The sequence below is a fragment of the Vibrio sp. 1731 genome (assembly GCF_033339955.1).
In the GTDB taxonomy this organism is placed as follows: Bacteria; Pseudomonadota; Gammaproteobacteria; order Enterobacterales; family Vibrionaceae; genus Vibrio; species Vibrio alginolyticus.
This window is the reverse complement of the sequence record NZ_JAWOVO010000003.1, coordinates 163,627-181,461: the sequence shown is the minus strand read 5'-3', so window position 1 is coordinate 181,461 and position 17,835 is coordinate 163,627. Positions and strand designations below refer to the sequence as shown.

The following is a 17,835-nucleotide window of genomic DNA, read 5'->3' as shown; positions in this document are numbered from 1 at the left end:
AAAGCCAGCGTGTATCACGCTGGCTTTTTTGATCCCGCTTAACAAACTAAGTAGTTGTGTAGAAACATAATTATATCGGGACGCTTTGACATGTGCTCAACATACGTAAACTCAGCACCTTCATCAATTTGTCATCACCAGTTCATAGCATGACAGCCAAGTGTTTGGGAGAATTATATGCAAAGTTTACCGCCGCTCAATTTGCTCCGAGCCTTTGAAGCCACGGCGCGACTACAGAGTTTTACAAAAGCCGCAGAGGAGCTAAATGTGACTCGTGCGGCCGTAAGCCAACAGGTGAAATCGCTAGAGTCACAGCTCAATGCGACGTTATTCGAGCGTAAGGGCACTCACCTTACGCTGACCTGCTCCGCGCAAGAATACTGGCCAGTGGTTAATCATGTGCTTCAAACATTATCGACCACGACGCAGCATTTATTTACTCGTCCCAAGAATACGCAAGTTAACTTACATGTCGCTCACAGCTTTTGCTCTCAATGGTTAATGCCAAGATTGGCTGATTTTCAGCGACAATTCCCAGACATCTCCTTTAAAATCTCGACTACTGCTAGTACAGTTCCAAGCGCCAGTGCGATTGCGGATATCGAAATTATTAACGGAGATGGAGATTGGCAAGAGCAAGAAGCCATACGATTAACCCAAGAAAACTGGATCGTTGTCGCAAGCCCGGGCTTTATGCATTTAAACCCGATAAATGACCTCTCGCAGTTAGCTAAAGTGCCTAAAATCTGCACTAGCGGTTATCATGAATCTTGGCAAGAGTGGCTTGCGCACCAAGGTTATCAAGGGAAGGTGAGCAAAGTCGTCGCCGAGTTTGAGCATTCATTGCTTGCTATTCATGCTGCGATTAATCAACTTGGCGTGTTGTTGGTAAGAGACTTTCTTGTTGAGGATGAGCTGCAACAGGGCGTATTAGTCCAGGTTGGAACTTGGCATATGCCAAGTTCTGGTGCACATTATATGATGGTTCGAGCATCCGAAAAATCACACGTAAACACCTTTGCTCAATGGTTAATGCAGAGTCTTTAACGTTCGTTCAGCGAGTGAGTAGAGCGCATGTGTGGTTTGGCTATTATTAGCAGTAGCAAGTCATCAGTCTAGGACTGAGCGACATGCTTAATGACATCTAATAACCACTGATTTACCGGATCTTGCTGTTGAGAGCGACGGCAGCTCATCACGTAGCGAACATCAAGCTCTAGCCCAGCAGGAAGCGCGATACTTCGGCAACCCTTAGGAACATGTCCACTCATCGTTATGCCAAAATGATTCGTTTGCAGAAGCACTTTTTGAATCATCGCTGGATGCTCAATTTCCACTTTAGGTGTGGTTCTAAAACCCATATGTTTGAGCCTTTCCAACACTGGGTATCGGTAGTCGTTCCATCCCGGCGTTTTAAAAAGTATAAAAGGGTATTCTTCTAGTTCTTGGGAGTTTTGAGCGGGATGATCTTGTCGAACAAAAAATACCGCTTTTCCTCGCCCTAGTTCGGTCTGAACAATTGACTGTGGCAGATCTTCATCAAAGTAATGAATCGCAATGGCGTTTTCACCGTCAATTAATCGTTTTTTTGCTTCGCTACCCCAGCGCAAACATGAGAATTTTGCGTTTGGGGCGTGCTTTAGTAACTCCAAGTAAAACTTGTCACCAAAGTACTCCCAAAACAATGTGTTGGCATAAATAGTGATTGAACCGTCAAAATGAGCTGGTGAAAAATGCTGTGGTTTGATGGAATCAATACTGTTGATTATTTGCTCAAAATGCGCAATGTTCGCTTCCACAAAAGCTGTTGGTTCAAAGCCATTTTTGGTCTGAACGAATAGCGGATCATTGAGCTGAGTTTTCATCTTTGTCAGATTTTTGCTGATTGCTCCTGACGTTTTACCGAGTGATTCTGCGACTAACCGGACGTTACGTAACTCATACATCCGTTTTAATACCAAAATATTTTGAATATCCAGATTAACGCTCATACATTGTCTCGCTTGGCTTTTGTCGACAAATCATATCGCTGAATTTCTTAAGAAAAGACAACGCTCGGTCAATTTAAGTTGCTGCCTTATCCCTGATTTATTGAAGGTAACGATAAGTTATTCTTGGTTACATCAGTTTATTAGCATGGATTTCCATTTGGTAAATAATGGCTTTCCTCGTATGAGCGCGTTTCTGTTGTTACAGTTTTTCCACCGACAGAAAGTAAGAACGATAATAGAGGTGATGTATGAAAAAACTAATCGCACTTGTTTTGATGGTTTGCTCAACAAACGTAGCATTTGCTGGTGATGGGTCATACACGGGCACGATTGATATGACGATGGCAACGAAAAATCAGGTTGACGTAGAGCGTTCAGATTCTCAATTGACGCTGAAGGGTCGCAATGAAATGGCCTATGGCGGTGTAACAATCCATTCGGATGCTGCAACTCAAAAAATTGAACTTCGTGGTCGACGTGATTAATCGAATAGTTTCTTGTTAAGAAAATGCCGCGAAGAACGCGGCATTTCTATATGTAATATCATCAGATCATAATTACCAGATAAGCGTATGGTGAGAAGCTAAGCGCAATGACCACCTGCCATTATTCGCATGGCGGTGCCATATGAATGACAGCTAAGCCCCCCAAAGAGGTTTCACGGTATTTTTTATTCATATCTTTACCAGTCTGATACATGGTTTCGATAACTTTATCTAAAGAAATTAAACATTTACTTGTGCGCTTTAATGCCATACGCGATGCATTAATCGCTTTCATTGCTCCCATGGCATTTCTTTCAATACAAGGTACTTGAACCAAGCCGCCAATCGGGTCACAAGTCATACCCAATGAATGCTCCATCGCAATTTCCGCAGCAATACAAATCTGCTCGTTACTGCCCCCTCTTAGCGCTGTTAAGCCAGCGGCAGCCATGGATGAAGAAACCCCAACTTCTCCCTGACACCCCACTTCTGCACCAGAAATTGACGCGTTAGTTTTATATAAGATGCCGATAGCGCCGGCGACTGCGAGAAAGTCTTTTAGCTGTTTAACATCGAGCTCTTTGATGAAGCGATGGTAGTACATCAATACCGCCGGAATCACCCCTGCTGCACCATTCGTTGGAGAAGTGACGACTTGCCCTCCTGCTGCATTTTCTTCACTAACCGCAAAGGCGAAGAGATTGATCCAATCCATGATCTCCATCGGATCGTTTTCAACTGCAGCGTTGGCTTCGAGCTTTTTCAAAAGGTTTGGTGCTCGACGAGTGACATTTAGACCACCTTCCAAAATCCCTTCCGTATCGAAGCCACGTTGCATGCAGAGCGACATCACTTTCCAAATTTGCTCTGCTCTTTGGTTAATTTCTTCGTCTGAGCGAAATGCGAGTTCGTTTTGGAGGATCATGCCTCCCAAGCTGAAACCGTTCGTCTCGGCTTTTTCCAGCATCTCATCTGCGGATGTAAACGGAAATGGTACTGCGACCTCATCTTGTTGCGTGCCGTTCTCTAGTTCGTCGGCGGTGGCGATGAATCCGCCCCCAATGGAGTAATAAATTTCAAACGCTACTTGATCTCCAGCAGCGTCTAATGCCGTAATCGTCATGCCATTTTCATGCAGGGGAAGGTTGTCGCTATGAAAGACGATGTCATGGTCGTAGCTAAACTCAATCTGGTGTGTACCGGCGAGCATGAGCGTATTATTGTCTATGGTATTTTGTAGCGCACTTTTGGCACTGCTCATTTTGATGGTATCAGGTTTATTTCCCATCAAACCAAGGACCGTGGCTCGGTCTGTATGGTGCCCTCGACCTGTCAGTGACAATGAGCCATAAAGGTCCACTTGCACCCGATGCACTTTCGCCATAGAGTCGCTAACTAGCTGAGTGAAATGGAATCCGGCAAGCATAGGACCATTAGTATGGGAGCTGGATGGCCCGACACCAATTTTAAATATATCGAAAATCGACAGCATAATTGACTTCCTTTAGCAGTGAACCTTTATAAAGGTCTCTAGAACAGTGTTGTTAACTAGATGTTAAAGCTTGTGGGTCGGGAGTGAAAGAAGATTTTTGTAACACTGCCAACTAAGCGCGAGATTTTAAAATGAAGTTAGACAACATCGTCATCGTTTTAGGTAAACGCCTCGTCAATAACAAATTGACCTCTGAGGGCATAACCAGAGTCGAAGTTTTGTCTTGTAGGACTGCATCACTACCGACAGAGCGAACGGCGATTATTTTTTGTGGCGGAGTAACGCAAGGACAAAGCGTTTCTGAAGCAGAGGCGATGTACGCGTATTTTAGAACCCTAAACGCAGACTCTGTGAATCCGTTCCCTGAACGTCATATACTCTTAGAAACGGAGTCGTTGAACACGTTTCAAAACATGCGTTATGTTTCCCAAGTTTTGTGCAAAAGTGGGTTGTTCGAGTTATGGTTGGGGCATCCGGTTGAGGTTATCTTGCTATCTAATGACTACCACCTCGAACGAATCATTGATATCCAGAATTTGATGGATGAGCAAGGCTTATTACGAGTACTTAAATCCGATTGCGAATCCATTGGGGTGACTCTCAATATTCCACTGGATATCAGCAAACATATTCGCGTGCCATACCCACATAAAGGGCTTATGGCGGAGACATTCTTGCTACTCGATGAACTCACAACCTACCGAGTTTATTTAGAAGGGGTCAAGCATGGCGCATTTTTCCGAGATTTATCAATTGTCCGAAAAAAGCCACTTATGATCGCAAGAGATGCTATTCACAAATTGCTCTCTTTACCGCTCGATAAAGAGGCTTTGCAACATATTGAAGAAATGAAAAAGGCCGTCGAAATGACGGCCTTGGATGAATCTGTAGGTGCTGCGGAAAAGGCATTAAGTATCTTCCATCCGATACTGACTGCATTGAACCGTCGCTTTGATCCTGAGTCTATTCATTAAGCTCGCGTTTTGTACGGACGGCGCTTAATGCGATCAAGCAGTAGCAAAGCAGTTCTATACCTTCTTCTGAGATATTTTTAACATCACGGATGTAATTTTCATCCATCACTTGTTGCCAAAAACTACCCATACCATACAAACGAGAGAAGACTAATAATAGCATTACAGCACCAACTAATAGCTTCATATGTGGCACCGTTAAAATGGTCGCCATTTCGTTCATGGTACCTTTACCACCTTGGTAAGCTTTGGCGCAAGCCAGTGCGGTGACAGCAAGTGCTGGGAAAACCCAAGAGCCATGATGAATCATATCTGTCCAATAGTCCGTTTCGCGAATAATCAGTACTGCAAAAAATCCTGCAATCAAAATAGCCGCATGCTTTAGCTGAGGCTGTTGTTTCGATAAGCTGAAAAACGACCATGATGCAATAGCAAGCATCACAAGCTGGAGCGTTTCTGTAACGGAAAGCTCGCCAAGGCTTGATCCCAACACGACATAATCAAGACGAAGACTAAGGTTAACGAGAATACTTATAGCGACAATCATCAAGGCGTTTAAACTCGATTTATAAATAATGCGCTTTGATTTTTCAGTAACAACGTTGCTTGGGGCTGACTCGGCTTCTTTTACTATTTGTGTTTTCATCTTGCTCACCTGTCCCAGAAAATGTGGAAGAAATGTGAATTAGTGTGATCTGTGTTTGGAATTTTATTGTCCAAGTGGAAAGTTATGTCAGGGGAATGTCAAGAATAGAACACTGTTCGATATAGGGTCGATGTGCGGTAAAGTCAGAGATATGTAAAAACAACGTAAGAACACTTTGATAAATCAAATAAAAAAGGAGCCCAAAGGCTCCTAAGTGATAGAGGGAAGGTGACGTATCGATAAAAATAATTAGTAGTTGTCACCCTCATTTTCTTTGTGATTCTCGCGATAGTATTCCCATTGCTCGACGCGTTCATTGTCCGACAGCACACAGTAAGTGACACGTTCGCCGTTTTCCGACACGGTATCCAGCTCACCACCTTGCTGAACACAGTATACGGCTGCGGGATTTGCAACGGAGGTATACTCAGTTGATCGGGTCGCTCCCTCGTAAGTTGAACAACCAGCCAGTACCAATGTTGCAGCCATAGCCATCATTAAATTTGTCTTTTTCATTCTTTATCTCCGCATGGGGTGGGCGAGTATTGTATTGATTATAGGCAACTTTAAGAGATTATTGTCTTATCGATGTTAAAAGTAAGAGGGACGTATAAGAATTTAGATATTCTCATTTATTGCTGATTAGCACGTCACACTTCTGTTCTTGGCGTATTGTTGTGAAGGTCATATCAATCACTTCCTGACAAGCGCTCGAACGTACCTGGCCTACAACAATGATTTAAAGTGTGAAATTCGGTAATATGCGCACAAAACATTGACCGTGGTATTTTCGATGAGACATTTAAAATCGACCGTTCATCCAGACATAGAGCATTTGGATGACAAAATTGTTTTTCAGCGCAATGCAGCGCGAGCCATTGTACTTGATGGTGAAGATGTGCTGTTGCTCTATACAGAACGTTACCATGACTACACGCTACCAGGCGGTGGTATTGATGATGGTGAAGATGTCATTGCTGGATTAGTCCGTGAATTAGAGGAAGAAACGGGCGCCCAAAATATACATGGTATTAAGCCTTTCGGAATCTTTGAGGAGTTTCGTCCGTGGTACAAGGATGACGCTGACGTGATGCACATGGTGTCGTATTGTTATACATGTAAAATCGAACGTGAGCTAGGCGAAACGGCGTATGAAGATTACGAAGTTAAAAATGGAATGCGCCCGGTATGGATGAACATACACGAAGCAATTGCACACAATGAAAAAACGATGGCAGAAAGCCCGAAAAAAGGCATGAGCATTGAGCGCGAAACGTTTTTGCTTCAGTTGATTTCTAAAGAATTACTATAAACAGCTAGCTTGCATCATTACGACTTAGCTTCTGTTGGCGCTATTGTTGGTAAAGATTTTAGAGCAATAAAAAAGTCCGGACTCCCCCCCGGAACCCGGACTTATTCCAGACGCGCAAGCGAAGCGTCATCTTGATATGTTAGATTTGTTTCGAACTATGAAAACAATAGCTGTTTTACATTTAGTGTGTAAATAATTATTAGGTCTGACCATTGGTTTTCATGTTTTTTGCAAACGCAATGTGACGCATATCTACCCAATTGCCAAGCGCAATTGGGGCGCTTTTTAGTAAACCACTACTCTTTCTTATCTTTGAGATACCTTACCTCAACTTTTTTGCACACGTTTGCATAGAGATCACGAGTTTTCAAATTCGCCGAACAGGATCTTGTAATTTTACGTTTCTCTGACATTGAGCTCTGTCGTAGCTTTTATCACAAATTAACTAGCGGAGGCAGTCGGCTAAAGTCGACCAGCGGTTGTGAAATCATAGGAGTGTCTGGAGCAAACAAGAGTAAAGGTTGAAATGATGAGGATTGTAACTGACCGATATCTATCAACTTTTCCAATGCATAGAAGCGGCTGACATATTGGCGAGTCTCGTTAGGCAGCGTGAGTTGTTGGAAATCTCGACTTCCTGCTCGCTGAATAGCACGTGCAACACGTCCTTCTCCGGCATTGTATGCAGCTAAAGTGAGAGCCATATTTTGATCGAATTTGTTGTATAAAAACGCCAGGTACTTGAGCGCGGCCGTTGTGCTGGCTTCTGTGTCAAAGCGATCGTCTTGTTTTGTATTTATCGTTAATCCGAATCGTTTCGCTGTGGTTGGTATCAATTGCCAAAGTCCGGCGGCGTTAGCGTGAGAAACGGCTTTGGGGTTGTATGAAGATTCTAACATTGGCACTAAGGCTAGGCTATTTGGTAATGAGTGGTTTTGAAGCTGTTTGAAAATGTGGTTAATTACCGGTTTGGATGAATCGAGACGCTTGGCAATTTGTGGCTTGTATGGTGCTAATACTTGATACTGCGTTTGAATATCGACAGCATTTGGTTTTGCCTGGCATGTGATTGGAAGGTAGGACAGAAAGGCAATAAAAATAAAAAGGCCTACAGTACTCAGCCGAGATGGCGACTGAATCTGTAGGCAAGACGAACATCGTTTAGAACGATTTATCTTCATAAGTGTGTTGCACAGGTTGTTTGAGTTGACTGACCAACTCATGGAACGCCGCAGAGCTGTGGCCATTGCTCTGATTGTATTGTTGGCACTGACTTACCAACGTTTCCAATAGCGCCCATTGTTTTCTAGCTTGCATACCTATTTGGGCAGGCAAAGCATTGAAAATTCGTTTTACGCTGGCGTCATTACACGCTAACCCCAGCGCTCGCATACACTGGCTTCTGTCATTGGCGGAGCGGCTGAGTTTATTGAGTATCGGCATTTGTTTCTGAACATTGTCGTTCAGTGCCTCTCCATCAAACTTTAAGTACAATACCTTTTGCTGCTGCAGCAAAGGAAGCAGTTGTTGATAAAGCTTAATATCCTCAGATATAGAGCGAACAAATTGTTGAATTCGCTGCGATACTGCGCTTGCCATGATGTCTTCCTAGCGTTTTATTACTCGTGACCTGTATGGAACTGCATGATTGCCTTGGATAACACTTTTGTATCTAGGCTAAGTTCACCACGCGCTAATGCGTTGCGTACTTGTTCTACTTTTTCCATATCAACATCAGGTAGTGATGCCATTTCAGCTTGAGCGCGATCTATCGCTACGGTATTCGCTTGAAATGCAGGCTCGTGTACTTTGCTCTGTTCGACGACGTCGACAGGCTGTTTGCTTGCTTGCTGTAATTTTGTTTGTGGGACATGACCGCCCGCGACTTTGTCGATTTTCATGCTGTGGTCCTCATCATCATGTTCTAAATTAAGTAGGCGGTTAGAATGTGATAAACATTAAATATTTTTTTTGTACTCGAAGTTCAGTGTTACTGACGAGAGCCAAAATTAAAAAATGTTACCTCGAGTCAAAAAATCAAAATTGAGTATGAACCTGGTTTAATCCAGTTACGACTGCTCTTATGACCTTGCCCGAACTTGGGTTTTCCACGTCAATTTGTTGCCCTTTCGCTCCATCTTCTAAGGCGACTCCTTTTGTGCTGGCACTAAATCCATTTTTGCTCGCAATGACTATGACTTCATTGCCTTTCTCGATTAGAGGTGGGGCCGACAAATTGGATGGATTAACCACTTGTCCAGCCCGCAAACGACGAGAGGTTTCTAAGCCTACTGCTTGCTCGGGGCGAGTATAAAAATCGTCTTGGCGAGAGATGGTTCGGGTTTCAAGCTTTATGTGTTTAGCCGTTACGACTTCATTTCGGCCAACCGTGGTTGTCGCGACCAAAACAGGCAGAGTCAGCGAAGACTTTATCGTAACGTTAATTCGCCATGGTGATGCGATATTGTCGCAGCTGACTGAGCGCTTGAGGTTACCGACTGGCAACGTGTTGTTGTCACGACCTGTGATAACTAAAGGAGATTCACATTCTGGCAAGTGATTGGCTGAACCGGGCACCCACATGTCGAAGTCTAGTTTGTACTCCCCCCACTGATTGGAGAGCGCTACGCGATCCACCTCTTGTTCGAAATCAGTTGCTACAACGGACCTTATCTCTTCAACGCTTAGGGTTTTGTCATTGGTGTTGGCGAATGCTTGTTCTGATGTCAAAGCGAGTAACGTCAGCATTATTGTTGAGGAAGTGGACACTTTCCTCTTGTTTTTAATGCTTTCCGAGAACCGGAAGTTTGGCTTCCATCCTTGTTTGTAAATCATTGATATATATGGCTATTTTTTATGGCACGTATCTTGTTTGTATGTTGGCGTATTCGAGCCAACTGTAAGGAAGATGCATGGCGATCACATTTGAAAATGCTTTAGGAGTACATCCAGAGGCACTTAATTTTCGCGTTCAGCGTACCAAAGTCCTCGCCAGTAACCTAGCAAATGTTGACACCCCTGGGTATTTGGCGAAAGACCTAAGTTTCACCACCGTAATGAACCAAGTAACGGCAGGTGGTGTGAACAAACCGGTGCCAAAGTTCCAGGTTCAGGCCCAATACTCGGTGCCTTACCAGAATAGCAAAAATGGCAACACCGTAGAGCTTGGTGTTGAACAAGCAAAATTCACGCAAAACAACATGGACTTTCAAACTAGCCTGACGTTTCTCAACATGAAATTTAATGGCTTAGCGAAAGCGATTGAGGGACGTTAATTATGTCATTCACTGATATTTACTCGATCACTGGTTCCGCGATGACAGCACAAACTGTGCGTCTGAATACGGTAGCCAGTAACTTAGCAAACGCAGATGCAGTATCTGCAAATCCAGAAGATGCTTATAAAGCGCTTAAGCCAGTATTTGCGACTGTGTACCAAAAAACGCAAATGACAACAGAAAATGGAGCTTATCCCAATGCAGAAGTTCGCATTGTTGACGTTGTTAAAAATGCTGGAGATGCAGAGAAGCGTTTTGAGCCGAACAACCCACTGGCTAATGATGAAGGTTATGTGTTTTACCCAGATATTGATGTAGTTGCTGAAATGGCAGACATGATGTCCGCAACACGCAGCTTCGAAACGAATGTTGAAGTATTAGCCAATGTAAAAAGTATGCAGCAAGGTCTGCTTAGATTAGGGCAGGGTAGCTAATGAGTATTGCACAATACACCCCTTTATCGTCTGACGCTCCAGTAAATACAAAAGCAAAAGACAGCAACGGTATCTCACCAAACCCTAAAGACATGAACAGTGCTTCTTCATTGGAGAATGAGTTTATTTCTTTGATGGTGGCTCAAATTCAAAACCAAGACCCACTTAACCCCCTTGATGGTACGGAATACGTTGGTCAATTGGCTCAGTTCTCGCAGGTACAAAGTACCGAGAATATGTCTAAGACAATGCAACAGAGCATGGTGTTACTGGACAACATGCAAGTGCTATCAACAGCGGGCCTTGTTGGGCAAACGGTTTACGTCAACGCGGATGAATTTCAGCTTGGTGAAGACGTACAAAACGGAAAAATCGAACTCGCTCATAGCTCAAACCAAGTCACGTTAGTTGTTAAAGATGAATTTGGTCAATCAACTAAAGTGCCACTAGGTGCTCACGGCAAAGGTGACGTCGACTTTTCAATTAATCCTGAAGAACTTGGTCTTAAACCAGGCAAATACTCAGTGGCCGTAGAAGTGCAAGAAGGGCAAGCAAGTCCAAATGTGCTGATGGCAGGCACTGTTGAGCAAGTGCGCATTCCTAATACCGGTGGCGCAGCATTAGTCAATGTCCATGGCGTTGGCAACGTTCCTTTCTATCAAATCACTCAGTTTGGTGCTTAACCAAATACGGAAATCAGAGGTCTATTTATGAGTTTTAACATCGCACTAAGTGGTCTGGACGCGACCAACACAGAGCTAAACACAATCAGCCACAACATTGCCAACGCATCAACGTATGGTTTTAAAGGTGGGCGCACAGAATTCTCCGCTGTATACAACGGCATGCAACCTGGTGGTGTGGAAGTCGCGTCAATTTCACAGAACTTCGACAAAGACGGCAGTATCACAGGAACTGGCCGTGCGATGGACCTAGCTATTAATGGCGGTGGCTTTTTTGTTACTAAAGATAATATGGGTCAAATGTTGTACACACGTTCAGGTGTGTTCTCAACGGATAAGAACAACTTTGTTACGGCTAACAGCGGTGCAAAGCTTCAAGGTTACAGTGTCGATAGCAACAACAACCTAATGACAGGTTCTGTGGGTAATATTCAGGTATCGACTTCCTCACTGAATGCTAAAGCAACAGACAGCTTAGATTTTGTTGCGAACTTCGACGCAAGCGCGTCTGTTATTGATAAAGCCGTAACGCCATTCAATCCAAAAGATCCAAGCTCATTTAACTCGTCTTACACAACAAAAGTCTACGACTCATTGGGTAACTCGCACACGGTAACTCAGTACTTTACTAAGACTGCTTCTAACTCGTGGGAAGTGAACGTTCAAGTAGATGGCGGTACGACGCCAGTAGCAACTGTGCCTGTAACGTTTGGTAAAGATGGCTCGCTTTCAACACCAACTGCGCCGTTTAATGTTTCATTCCCTGCAGCAGGCGCGAACGCGATGAGTGTAGACATTAACCTGAAAGGCAGCACGCAATTTGGTGCAGCTTTTGGCGTAAGTACTAATAGTCCTAACGGGTACACATCAGGTGAACTTGCAGGTGTACGCGTTGAAGGTAACGGCATGGTTTACGCGACTTACACTAACGGCCAATCACAGCTACAAGGTCAGGTTGTTCTTGCTGATTTTGCAAACACACAAGGCTTAGCGAAAGTGAGTGGAACATCATGGACTCAAAGCTTTAGCTCAGGTGCTCCAATTATGGGTGTTCCGGGTTCAGGTACGATGGGTGACCTAACTCCGGGTGCATTAGAAGGTTCTAACGTTGACTTAACCAGCGAGCTTGTTGCTCTAATGACTGCACAACGCAACTACCAAGCAAACGCAAAGACAATTTCTACCAGCGACAAGCTTACTCAAGCTTTGTTTAACGCGGTGTAATGGGAGTTTTGCATGGATAGTTTGTTATTTACGGCAACGTCGGGTGCCAGCCGAGTTCTTAAAGCGCAGCACGTTCGTTCAAACAACTTATCAAATGCTGATACTGCGGGTTTTCGAGCGGATATGGAGCGTGTGCGTAGTGTAGAGATGCAAGGCCCAGGTTTTGATGGTCGCACTATGGTTGTGACCAACTCTGCCTCAACACGTTTCGACGCTGGCGATATTGTGAAAACAGGACGTCCGTTGGACGTTGCGGTTATGGGTGAGGGGTATCTCTCTGTAGAAACCCCAGCGGGTAACGAAGCTTACACCCGTGCAGGCAATATTCAGGTCGATACTTTTGGCGCTCTAACAATCAATGGGTTCCCTGTCCTCGGTGACAATGGTCCTTTGGTTGTGCCGGATTATCAAAAGATTGAAATCAGCGAGCGTGGTCAAGTCTCAGTGATCCCACCAGGTGGCGGTGCAGAAATTGTGGCAGGCACTTTGAAGTTGGTTAAACCGGAAATTAATCAACTGCAAAAAGAGAGCGATAGCTTGCTGCACAGCGTAGATGGCGTGCCATTCGCGGCAGATGAAACCGTGCAACTCTCTCCTGAGCACATTGAGGGCAGTAACGTATCTGCTATTGATGAATTGGTTAGTGTGATGTCGCTGACGCGCAACTTTGAAATGCAAGTTCGCATGATGAAAACGGCGGAAACTCTAGCAAAAGCTGGTAACAAATTAATGGCGGCGAGCTAAGTCTCGCCCCGCAAGGAGTAAAAAATGCATTCAGCATTATGGGTAAGTAAAACAGGCATGGCAGCGCAAGACACGAAGATGACTGCCATTTCTAACAACCTAGCAAACGTAAACACGGTTGGCTTTAAGCGTGACCGAGTCGTATTTGAAGACCTTTTCTACAGCATTCAGCGTCAACCAGGCGCTCAAGTAGACCAAGTTAACGAACTACCAAGTGGTATTCAGCTAGGTAGCGGTGTTCGCGTTGTTGGCACACAAAAAGTGTTCACGCAAGGTAATACCCAAAACACAACGCAAGAGTTGGATCTTGCTGTAATGGGTCAGGGTTTCTTCCAAATAGAAAACTCGGACGGACAGATCATGTATACACGTAATGGTCAGTTCCATCGAAACTCAGAAGGCTTAATGGTGAACAGTCAGGGCCTGCCTTTAGAGCCTCAAATCCAGATCCCTGACAATGCGGTCTCTTTCTCTGTGGGTGTTGATGGCACCGTGACTACAACAACAGCAGACGATCCAACACCTCAGCAGCTTGGTCAAATTACACTTGCAAAATTCATCAATCCAGCCGGCTTAGAGGCCATGGGTGGCAACTTATTCCGTGAAACGGAAGCTAGCGGTCCAGCTGATGAGCTGATTGCAGGAGCTGATGGTGCCGGCATTATCAAGCAAGGTGCACTGGAAGGGTCAAACGTACAAGTAGTAGAAGAGATGGTCGACATGATCACCACTCAACGTGCGTATGAGATGAATGCGAAAGTGGTCTCTGCTGCAGATGACATGCTGAAGTTTGTTTCGCAATCAATGTAAGTATGAAATTGGTGATGATGAAGGAAAAAGCAATGAAATGGCTTTCTAAGAGTTGGGCAGTAGCCGCCGTGTTGCTGGTGGGATGTGCTGGCCGTCAGGAATTTATTCCGCCTGAGCCGAATGCTGAGGAATATGCACCACCAACGCTCGATTACACGCTGCCGGAAACCCAATCTGGTAGCCTTTATCGTCACCAATACACGATGACCCTGTTCCAGGATCGTCGTGCTTACCGAGTTGGCGATGTATTAACGGTTCAACTATCAGAAGAAACCTCATCGAGTAAAAATGCGGGTACTAAGTTCGGTAAAAGTTCAGCAATTAACTTTGTGGCGCCGACCATAGGCACGAAAACTATCGATGAGTTAGGGGTTAGCGTGGATGGCAAACGTAACTTCGATGGCAGTGCATCAAGTTCACAAGGCAATAAGCTTCAAGGTGCCATTACGGTAACGGTACACGAAGTATTACCTAATGGCGTATTGCGTATCAGCGGTGAAAAATGGCTTCGTCTGAATCAAGGCGACGAGTTTATTCGTCTAACCGGTATCGTCCGTGTGGATGATATTAACCGCAGTAACCAAGTTTCTTCTCAACGAATTGCTGATGCAAGAATTACCTACGCAGGTCGCGGAGCGCTAGCTGACAGCAACGCAGCCGGGTGGCTAACTCAGTTCTTCAACAGCCCATGGGTACCTTTCTAATGAAGACAATGCAATCTTTCTTTATGTCTCTCCTATTGGTGTTGACCTTGGGACTACCAGGCACTTCACGTGCTGAAGCGGAAATTCCGATCATGGACTTGGTCGATGTTCGCGGCATTCGAGAAAACCAACTGGTTGGTTATGGTTTGGTGGTTGGCTTAGCCGGCCAAGGTGACCGAAACCAAGTGAAATTTACCTCTCAATCTATTACCAATATGCTACGTCAGTTTGGGGTTCAAATTGATGACAGTATGAACCCTAAGCTACGAAATGTGGCTTCTGTGAGTGTGACAGCGTCCGTTGATCCAATGGCAGGCCCAGGACAAACGTTGGATGTGGTTGTGTCTTCAATCGGTGATGCAAAGAGCCTTCGCGGTGGTACGTTATTGCTAACGCCTTTACGTGGTATTGATGGCGAAGTGTACGCGATTGCGCAAGGTAACGTGGTTGTGGGGGGCTTATCTGCAGAGGGGCGAAGTGGCTCCAAAGTAGAAGTAAACACACCAACGGCGGGTCGCGTTCCGAATGGTGCGACTTTAGAGAGAGAAATCAAAACCGATTTCAATCAACGTGATGAAATCACCCTAAACCTGCGCAAGCCTAGCTTCACTACAGCAAAAAATATTGCGCGTGAAATTAACAACACTTTTGGACCTAACGTTGCAGTTGCGATCAATAAAGCGCGCATTGATATGCGTGCACCAAAAGATACACAGCAGCGTGTCGTCATGATGTCGATGCTTGAAGAAATGAGCGTTGTTGAAGGCCGTAAACCTGCTCGTATTGTCTTTAACTCTCGCACTGGCACCGTGGTGATCGGTAAGAGTGTCAAAGTGAGTGAAGCAGCAGTAAGTCACGGTAACTTAACCGTGCGAATTTCTGAATCACAACAAGTTAGTCAGCCTAATGCGTTTGCAAATGGCGATACGAAAGTCGTTAACCAAACGGATCTTGATGTGAATGAAGATCTCGCTCAGATGGTGATTTGGCCTCCAGGCACGGAACTTAACACCATAGTTAATGCGGTAAATAGTTTAGGTGCCACGCCTACAGACTTGATGTCTATCCTGCAAGCTTTGAGTGAAGCGGGTGCATTGAACGCTGAATTGGTCGTGATATAAGGAGTTAAGGATGAAGCTAGACAGTACCAATGAACAAACTCAGTTAAATTCGATGCTTTATCACGACAACAGTGCATTGGCTAACATCAAGCATAGTCGTGATCAAGAAGGCGCACTTGAAGTCGTCGCAGGTCAATTTGAGGCAATGTTCCTACAAATGGTGTTACGCCAAATGCGTAGCAGTAGTGACGCTCTTGCTGATAAAGACAGCCCGTTTGCCAGTCAGCAACAAGGGGTATTCCGTGATATGTATGACGGTCAGCTGGCGATGGAACTAGCAAAGAAACAGAGCTCAGGCATTGCCAATATGCTCATCCAGCAGCTGAGCCCGTCTATGCGTGAGGTTGCTTTCGATGCTGCGCGCAACATCTCATCCGCTAACGATGGTAAAGGTTCGAATTCTGAATCTATCTCACAAGTAGATTCTAAAGAGGTGGAGAAGAATTCAAGCCTATTTAATACCGCTTCTCAAGCCGTCGCCTCTGTTAAACAGGTATTCGGTGAGGCCGGTATGACTACCGCGTTTTCTCAGCCGTTGATCAGAAAAATGGAGCTGTAAATGAACCTAGTTAATATTGCCCTTTCAGGTTTAGGCGCGAACCGTGTGGCCCTAGACGTAACCGCGCAAAACGTGGCAAACGTGAATACCGTGGGTTACAGTCGTCAACAAGCGTTGATGGCGTCTGTCGATGATGGTAAAGCCAATCGCTTAAGTCCAGGTTTAGGGGTAGAAGTCACTAGCATTCGCCGCGTTACTGATCAATTTCTGATTAAGCAAACGTGGTCGACTAACAGTATGGCGGCATACGCATCTGGATACACCAGTAACATGAGTCAGCTGGAGAATACGCTTGGTGCCGATGGTTTCAGTATATCGGCTGGCTTGGACTCGCTAAACGCTGCGCTTAACGATGCGACCGTTAAGCCGGAATCCATACCTTACCGCCAGCAGATCATTAACGAATCTGAAGCTTTGGCCCGCCGTTTTAATACGCTTACCGAATCTTTATACAATCAACATAAAGACATGAGCGATCAACGTAATGCAGCGCTTAACCACGCGAATAGCCTTATGGAAAATATCGCGAAGGTGAACAAGCAACTGGTAGAGATGCAAGGTACAGGTGGTAACCCATCACAGTTAATGGATGAACGAGATAGGTTAATCGGTGAGTTATCTCAAACCATTGAAATCAAAACAACACAGCAGCATGACGGCAGTGTTCAGGTCACACTAACCTCTGGTCAACCGCTTGTGATGGGTACGGACCATGGCAAACTGGAAGCCATTCCTGACCCGAGTGATCCTTACTTGGCGGACTTACACGTCACGTTCTCGAATCAAAGTTTTGCGATTGGTGACTCGCTTGGTGGCAAATTAGGTGCGATTAATGACTATCAAACCGAAGTGTTGAAACCAAACCAATTGGCTCTGAATGACATGGCGAAAGCTCTCGCGGATGAATACAACGCCGTGCTTGCGACTGGCAAAGACTTAAATGGCAACCCAGGTAAACCTTTGTTCAGCTATGACCCAGCAAACCCTGCAGCCAGTTTGGATATTACCAAGCTAACTCCAGATGAGCTTGCGTTCTCAAGTGATGGAACACCTGGTAACGCAGATGCGTTGCAATCATTGATCGAGTTAAGCAACAAGCCAGTGGCGGTATCAGGTTACGGCTCAGTAAGCTTGAACGATGCCTTTAGTTCAATGGTGGGTCAAACCGCAATTAAAGCACGCCAAGCTAATGCTGATTATCAAGCGAAGTTAGCCATGAACAAGCAAGCGCACGCAGCTCGCGATAATGTTAGTTCCGTAAACAGCGATGAAGAAGCGGCTAACCTAATGATGTTTGCTAATGCGCACAATGCCAACATGAAAGTGATCAGCACAGCAAATCAACTGCTCGATTCTATTCTGCAGTTATTCTAAGAGG

22 protein-coding genes are annotated in these 17,835 nt (G+C 44.9%); 14 read left to right on the top strand and 8 right to left on the bottom strand.

The genetic code is table 11. The annotated features are described in order from the left end of the window. Positions 1 to 177: 177 nt before the first annotated feature. Positions 178 to 1,047 (top strand): LysR substrate-binding domain-containing protein, encoded by an 870-nt coding sequence (locus R7035_RS05485; protein ID WP_042523348.1) that lies wholly within the window; start codon positions 178 to 180, stop codon positions 1,045 to 1,047. 68 nt (positions 1,048 to 1,115) lie between these two features. Here the strand turns inward: R7035_RS05485 and R7035_RS05480 are convergent, their stop codons facing one another. Next, a complete protein-coding gene (locus R7035_RS05480) occupies positions 1,116 to 1,991 on the bottom strand; it encodes a LysR family transcriptional regulator (protein WP_258497979.1) in 876 nt (291 codons plus the stop codon). Between the two features lie 248 nt (positions 1,992 to 2,239). Between R7035_RS05480 and R7035_RS05475 the strand changes: the two genes are divergently transcribed. Then, positions 2,240 to 2,476, top strand: a complete 237-nt coding sequence (locus tag R7035_RS05475) for a hypothetical protein (protein ID WP_054579233.1) — start codon at positions 2,240 to 2,242, stop codon at positions 2,474 to 2,476. A gap of 121 nt (positions 2,477 to 2,597) precedes the next feature. On the opposite strand, the gene R7035_RS05470 is transcribed toward R7035_RS05475, so the two are convergent. Next, positions 2,598 to 3,968 (bottom strand): L-serine ammonia-lyase, encoded by a 1,371-nt coding sequence (locus R7035_RS05470; protein ID WP_017819764.1) that lies wholly within the window; start codon positions 3,966 to 3,968, stop codon positions 2,598 to 2,600. A gap of 131 nt (positions 3,969 to 4,099) precedes the next feature. Here R7035_RS05470 and R7035_RS05465 point away from each other — a divergent pair, with 131 nt between their 5' ends. Then, positions 4,100 to 4,942: a YdcF family protein gene (locus R7035_RS05465; RefSeq protein WP_136976310.1), complete on the top strand. Its 843-nt coding sequence runs from the start codon at positions 4,100 to 4,102 to the stop codon at positions 4,940 to 4,942. Here R7035_RS05465 and R7035_RS05460 read toward each other — a convergent pair. Both R7035_RS05460 and R7035_RS05455 read right to left on the bottom strand, forming a co-directional pair. Continuing rightward, positions 4,932 to 5,588, bottom strand: a complete 657-nt coding sequence (locus tag R7035_RS05460) for a hypothetical protein (protein WP_005374025.1) — start codon at positions 5,586 to 5,588, stop codon at positions 4,932 to 4,934. The two genes, R7035_RS05465 and R7035_RS05460, sit on opposite strands and share 11 nt — an antisense overlap. Positions 5,589 to 5,837: 249 nt before the next feature. Beyond that, positions 5,838 to 6,104 carry a DUF333 domain-containing protein gene (locus R7035_RS05455; protein ID WP_005374023.1) on the bottom strand — a complete coding sequence of 89 codons (267 nt, stop codon included), beginning with the start codon at positions 6,102 to 6,104 and terminating at the stop codon, positions 5,838 to 5,840. Between the two features lie 277 nt (positions 6,105 to 6,381). On the opposite strand from R7035_RS05455, the gene R7035_RS05450 reads away from it, so the two are divergent. After that, positions 6,382 to 6,900 carry an NUDIX hydrolase gene (locus R7035_RS05450; RefSeq protein WP_005374021.1) on the top strand — a complete coding sequence of 173 codons (519 nt, stop codon included), beginning with the start codon at positions 6,382 to 6,384 and terminating at the stop codon, positions 6,898 to 6,900. Between the two features lie 434 nt (positions 6,901 to 7,334). On the opposite strand, the gene R7035_RS05445 is transcribed toward R7035_RS05450, so the two are convergent. The 4 genes from R7035_RS05445 to flgA all read right to left on the bottom strand — a co-directional run bounded on the left by R7035_RS05445 (position 7,335) and on the right by flgA (position 9,735). Continuing rightward, on the bottom strand, positions 7,335 to 8,081 hold the full coding sequence (locus tag R7035_RS05445) for a lytic transglycosylase domain-containing protein (RefSeq protein ID WP_136976309.1): 747 nt from the start codon (positions 8,079 to 8,081) through the stop codon (positions 7,335 to 7,337). After that, on the bottom strand, positions 8,062 to 8,499 hold the full coding sequence (flgN, locus tag R7035_RS05440; protein ID WP_005374018.1) for a flagellar export chaperone FlgN: 438 nt from the start codon (positions 8,497 to 8,499) through the stop codon (positions 8,062 to 8,064). The genes R7035_RS05445 and flgN overlap by 20 nt, the downstream gene beginning before the upstream one ends. 20 nt (positions 8,500 to 8,519) lie before the next feature. Then, positions 8,520 to 8,801 carry a flagellar biosynthesis anti-sigma factor FlgM gene (gene flgM, locus R7035_RS05435; protein ID WP_005374016.1) on the bottom strand — a complete coding sequence of 94 codons (282 nt, stop codon included), beginning with the start codon at positions 8,799 to 8,801 and terminating at the stop codon, positions 8,520 to 8,522. Positions 8,802 to 8,937: 136 nt separating this feature from the next. Next, positions 8,938 to 9,735, bottom strand: a complete 798-nt coding sequence (flgA, locus tag R7035_RS05430; RefSeq protein WP_047102793.1) for a flagellar basal body P-ring formation chaperone FlgA — start codon at positions 9,733 to 9,735, stop codon at positions 8,938 to 8,940. A 77-nt stretch (positions 9,736 to 9,812) separates the two neighbouring features. Here flgA and flgB point away from each other — a divergent pair, with 77 nt between their 5' ends. The 10 genes from flgB to flgK are packed head-to-tail and all read left to right on the top strand — an operon-like array spanning position 9,813 to position 17,831. Beyond that, the gene (flgB, locus tag R7035_RS05425) at positions 9,813 to 10,175 is read left to right on the top strand and encodes a flagellar basal body rod protein FlgB (RefSeq protein ID WP_005374013.1); all 363 of its coding nucleotides are present in this window, start codon (positions 9,813 to 9,815) and stop codon (positions 10,173 to 10,175) included. A 2-nt stretch (positions 10,176 to 10,177) separates the two neighbouring features. Beyond that, the gene (gene flgC, locus R7035_RS05420) at positions 10,178 to 10,612 is read left to right on the top strand and encodes a flagellar basal body rod protein FlgC (protein ID WP_005374012.1); all 435 of its coding nucleotides are present in this window, start codon (positions 10,178 to 10,180) and stop codon (positions 10,610 to 10,612) included. Further along, a complete protein-coding gene (flgD, locus tag R7035_RS05415) occupies positions 10,612 to 11,295 on the top strand; it encodes a flagellar hook assembly protein FlgD (RefSeq protein WP_005384410.1) in 684 nt (227 codons plus the stop codon). Before flgC ends, flgD begins: the two co-directional genes overlap by 1 nt. Before the next feature lie 27 nt (positions 11,296 to 11,322). After that, complete coding sequence (gene flgE / locus R7035_RS05410; protein ID WP_017635110.1) at positions 11,323 to 12,519, top strand: flagellar hook protein FlgE; 1,197 nt, start codon at positions 11,323 to 11,325, stop codon at positions 12,517 to 12,519. Positions 12,520 to 12,531: 12 nt separating this feature from the next. Beyond that, complete coding sequence (flgF, locus tag R7035_RS05405) at positions 12,532 to 13,263, top strand: flagellar basal-body rod protein FlgF (protein WP_005374009.1); 732 nt, start codon at positions 12,532 to 12,534, stop codon at positions 13,261 to 13,263. Between the two features lie 24 nt (positions 13,264 to 13,287). Then, positions 13,288 to 14,073 carry a flagellar basal-body rod protein FlgG gene (gene flgG, locus R7035_RS05400; RefSeq protein ID WP_005374008.1) on the top strand — a complete coding sequence of 262 codons (786 nt, stop codon included), beginning with the start codon at positions 13,288 to 13,290 and terminating at the stop codon, positions 14,071 to 14,073. Positions 14,074 to 14,105: 32 nt separating this feature from the next. Beyond that, positions 14,106 to 14,777, top strand: coding sequence for a flagellar basal body L-ring protein FlgH (gene flgH / locus R7035_RS05395; protein ID WP_017635111.1), 672 nt, complete (start codon positions 14,106 to 14,108; stop codon positions 14,775 to 14,777). Further along, positions 14,762 to 15,898 carry a flagellar basal body P-ring protein FlgI gene (locus R7035_RS05390; protein ID WP_086026720.1) on the top strand — a complete coding sequence of 379 codons (1,137 nt, stop codon included), beginning with the start codon at positions 14,762 to 14,764 and terminating at the stop codon, positions 15,896 to 15,898. Before flgH ends, R7035_RS05390 begins: the two co-directional genes overlap by 16 nt. Positions 15,899 to 15,908: 10 nt before the next feature. Then, complete coding sequence (locus R7035_RS05385; protein WP_005384422.1) at positions 15,909 to 16,457, top strand: rod-binding protein; 549 nt, start codon at positions 15,909 to 15,911, stop codon at positions 16,455 to 16,457. Beyond that, complete coding sequence (flgK, locus tag R7035_RS05380) at positions 16,458 to 17,831, top strand: flagellar hook-associated protein FlgK (protein WP_005374000.1); 1,374 nt, start codon at positions 16,458 to 16,460, stop codon at positions 17,829 to 17,831. The last annotated feature ends 4 nt before the right edge of the window (positions 17,832 to 17,835 follow it).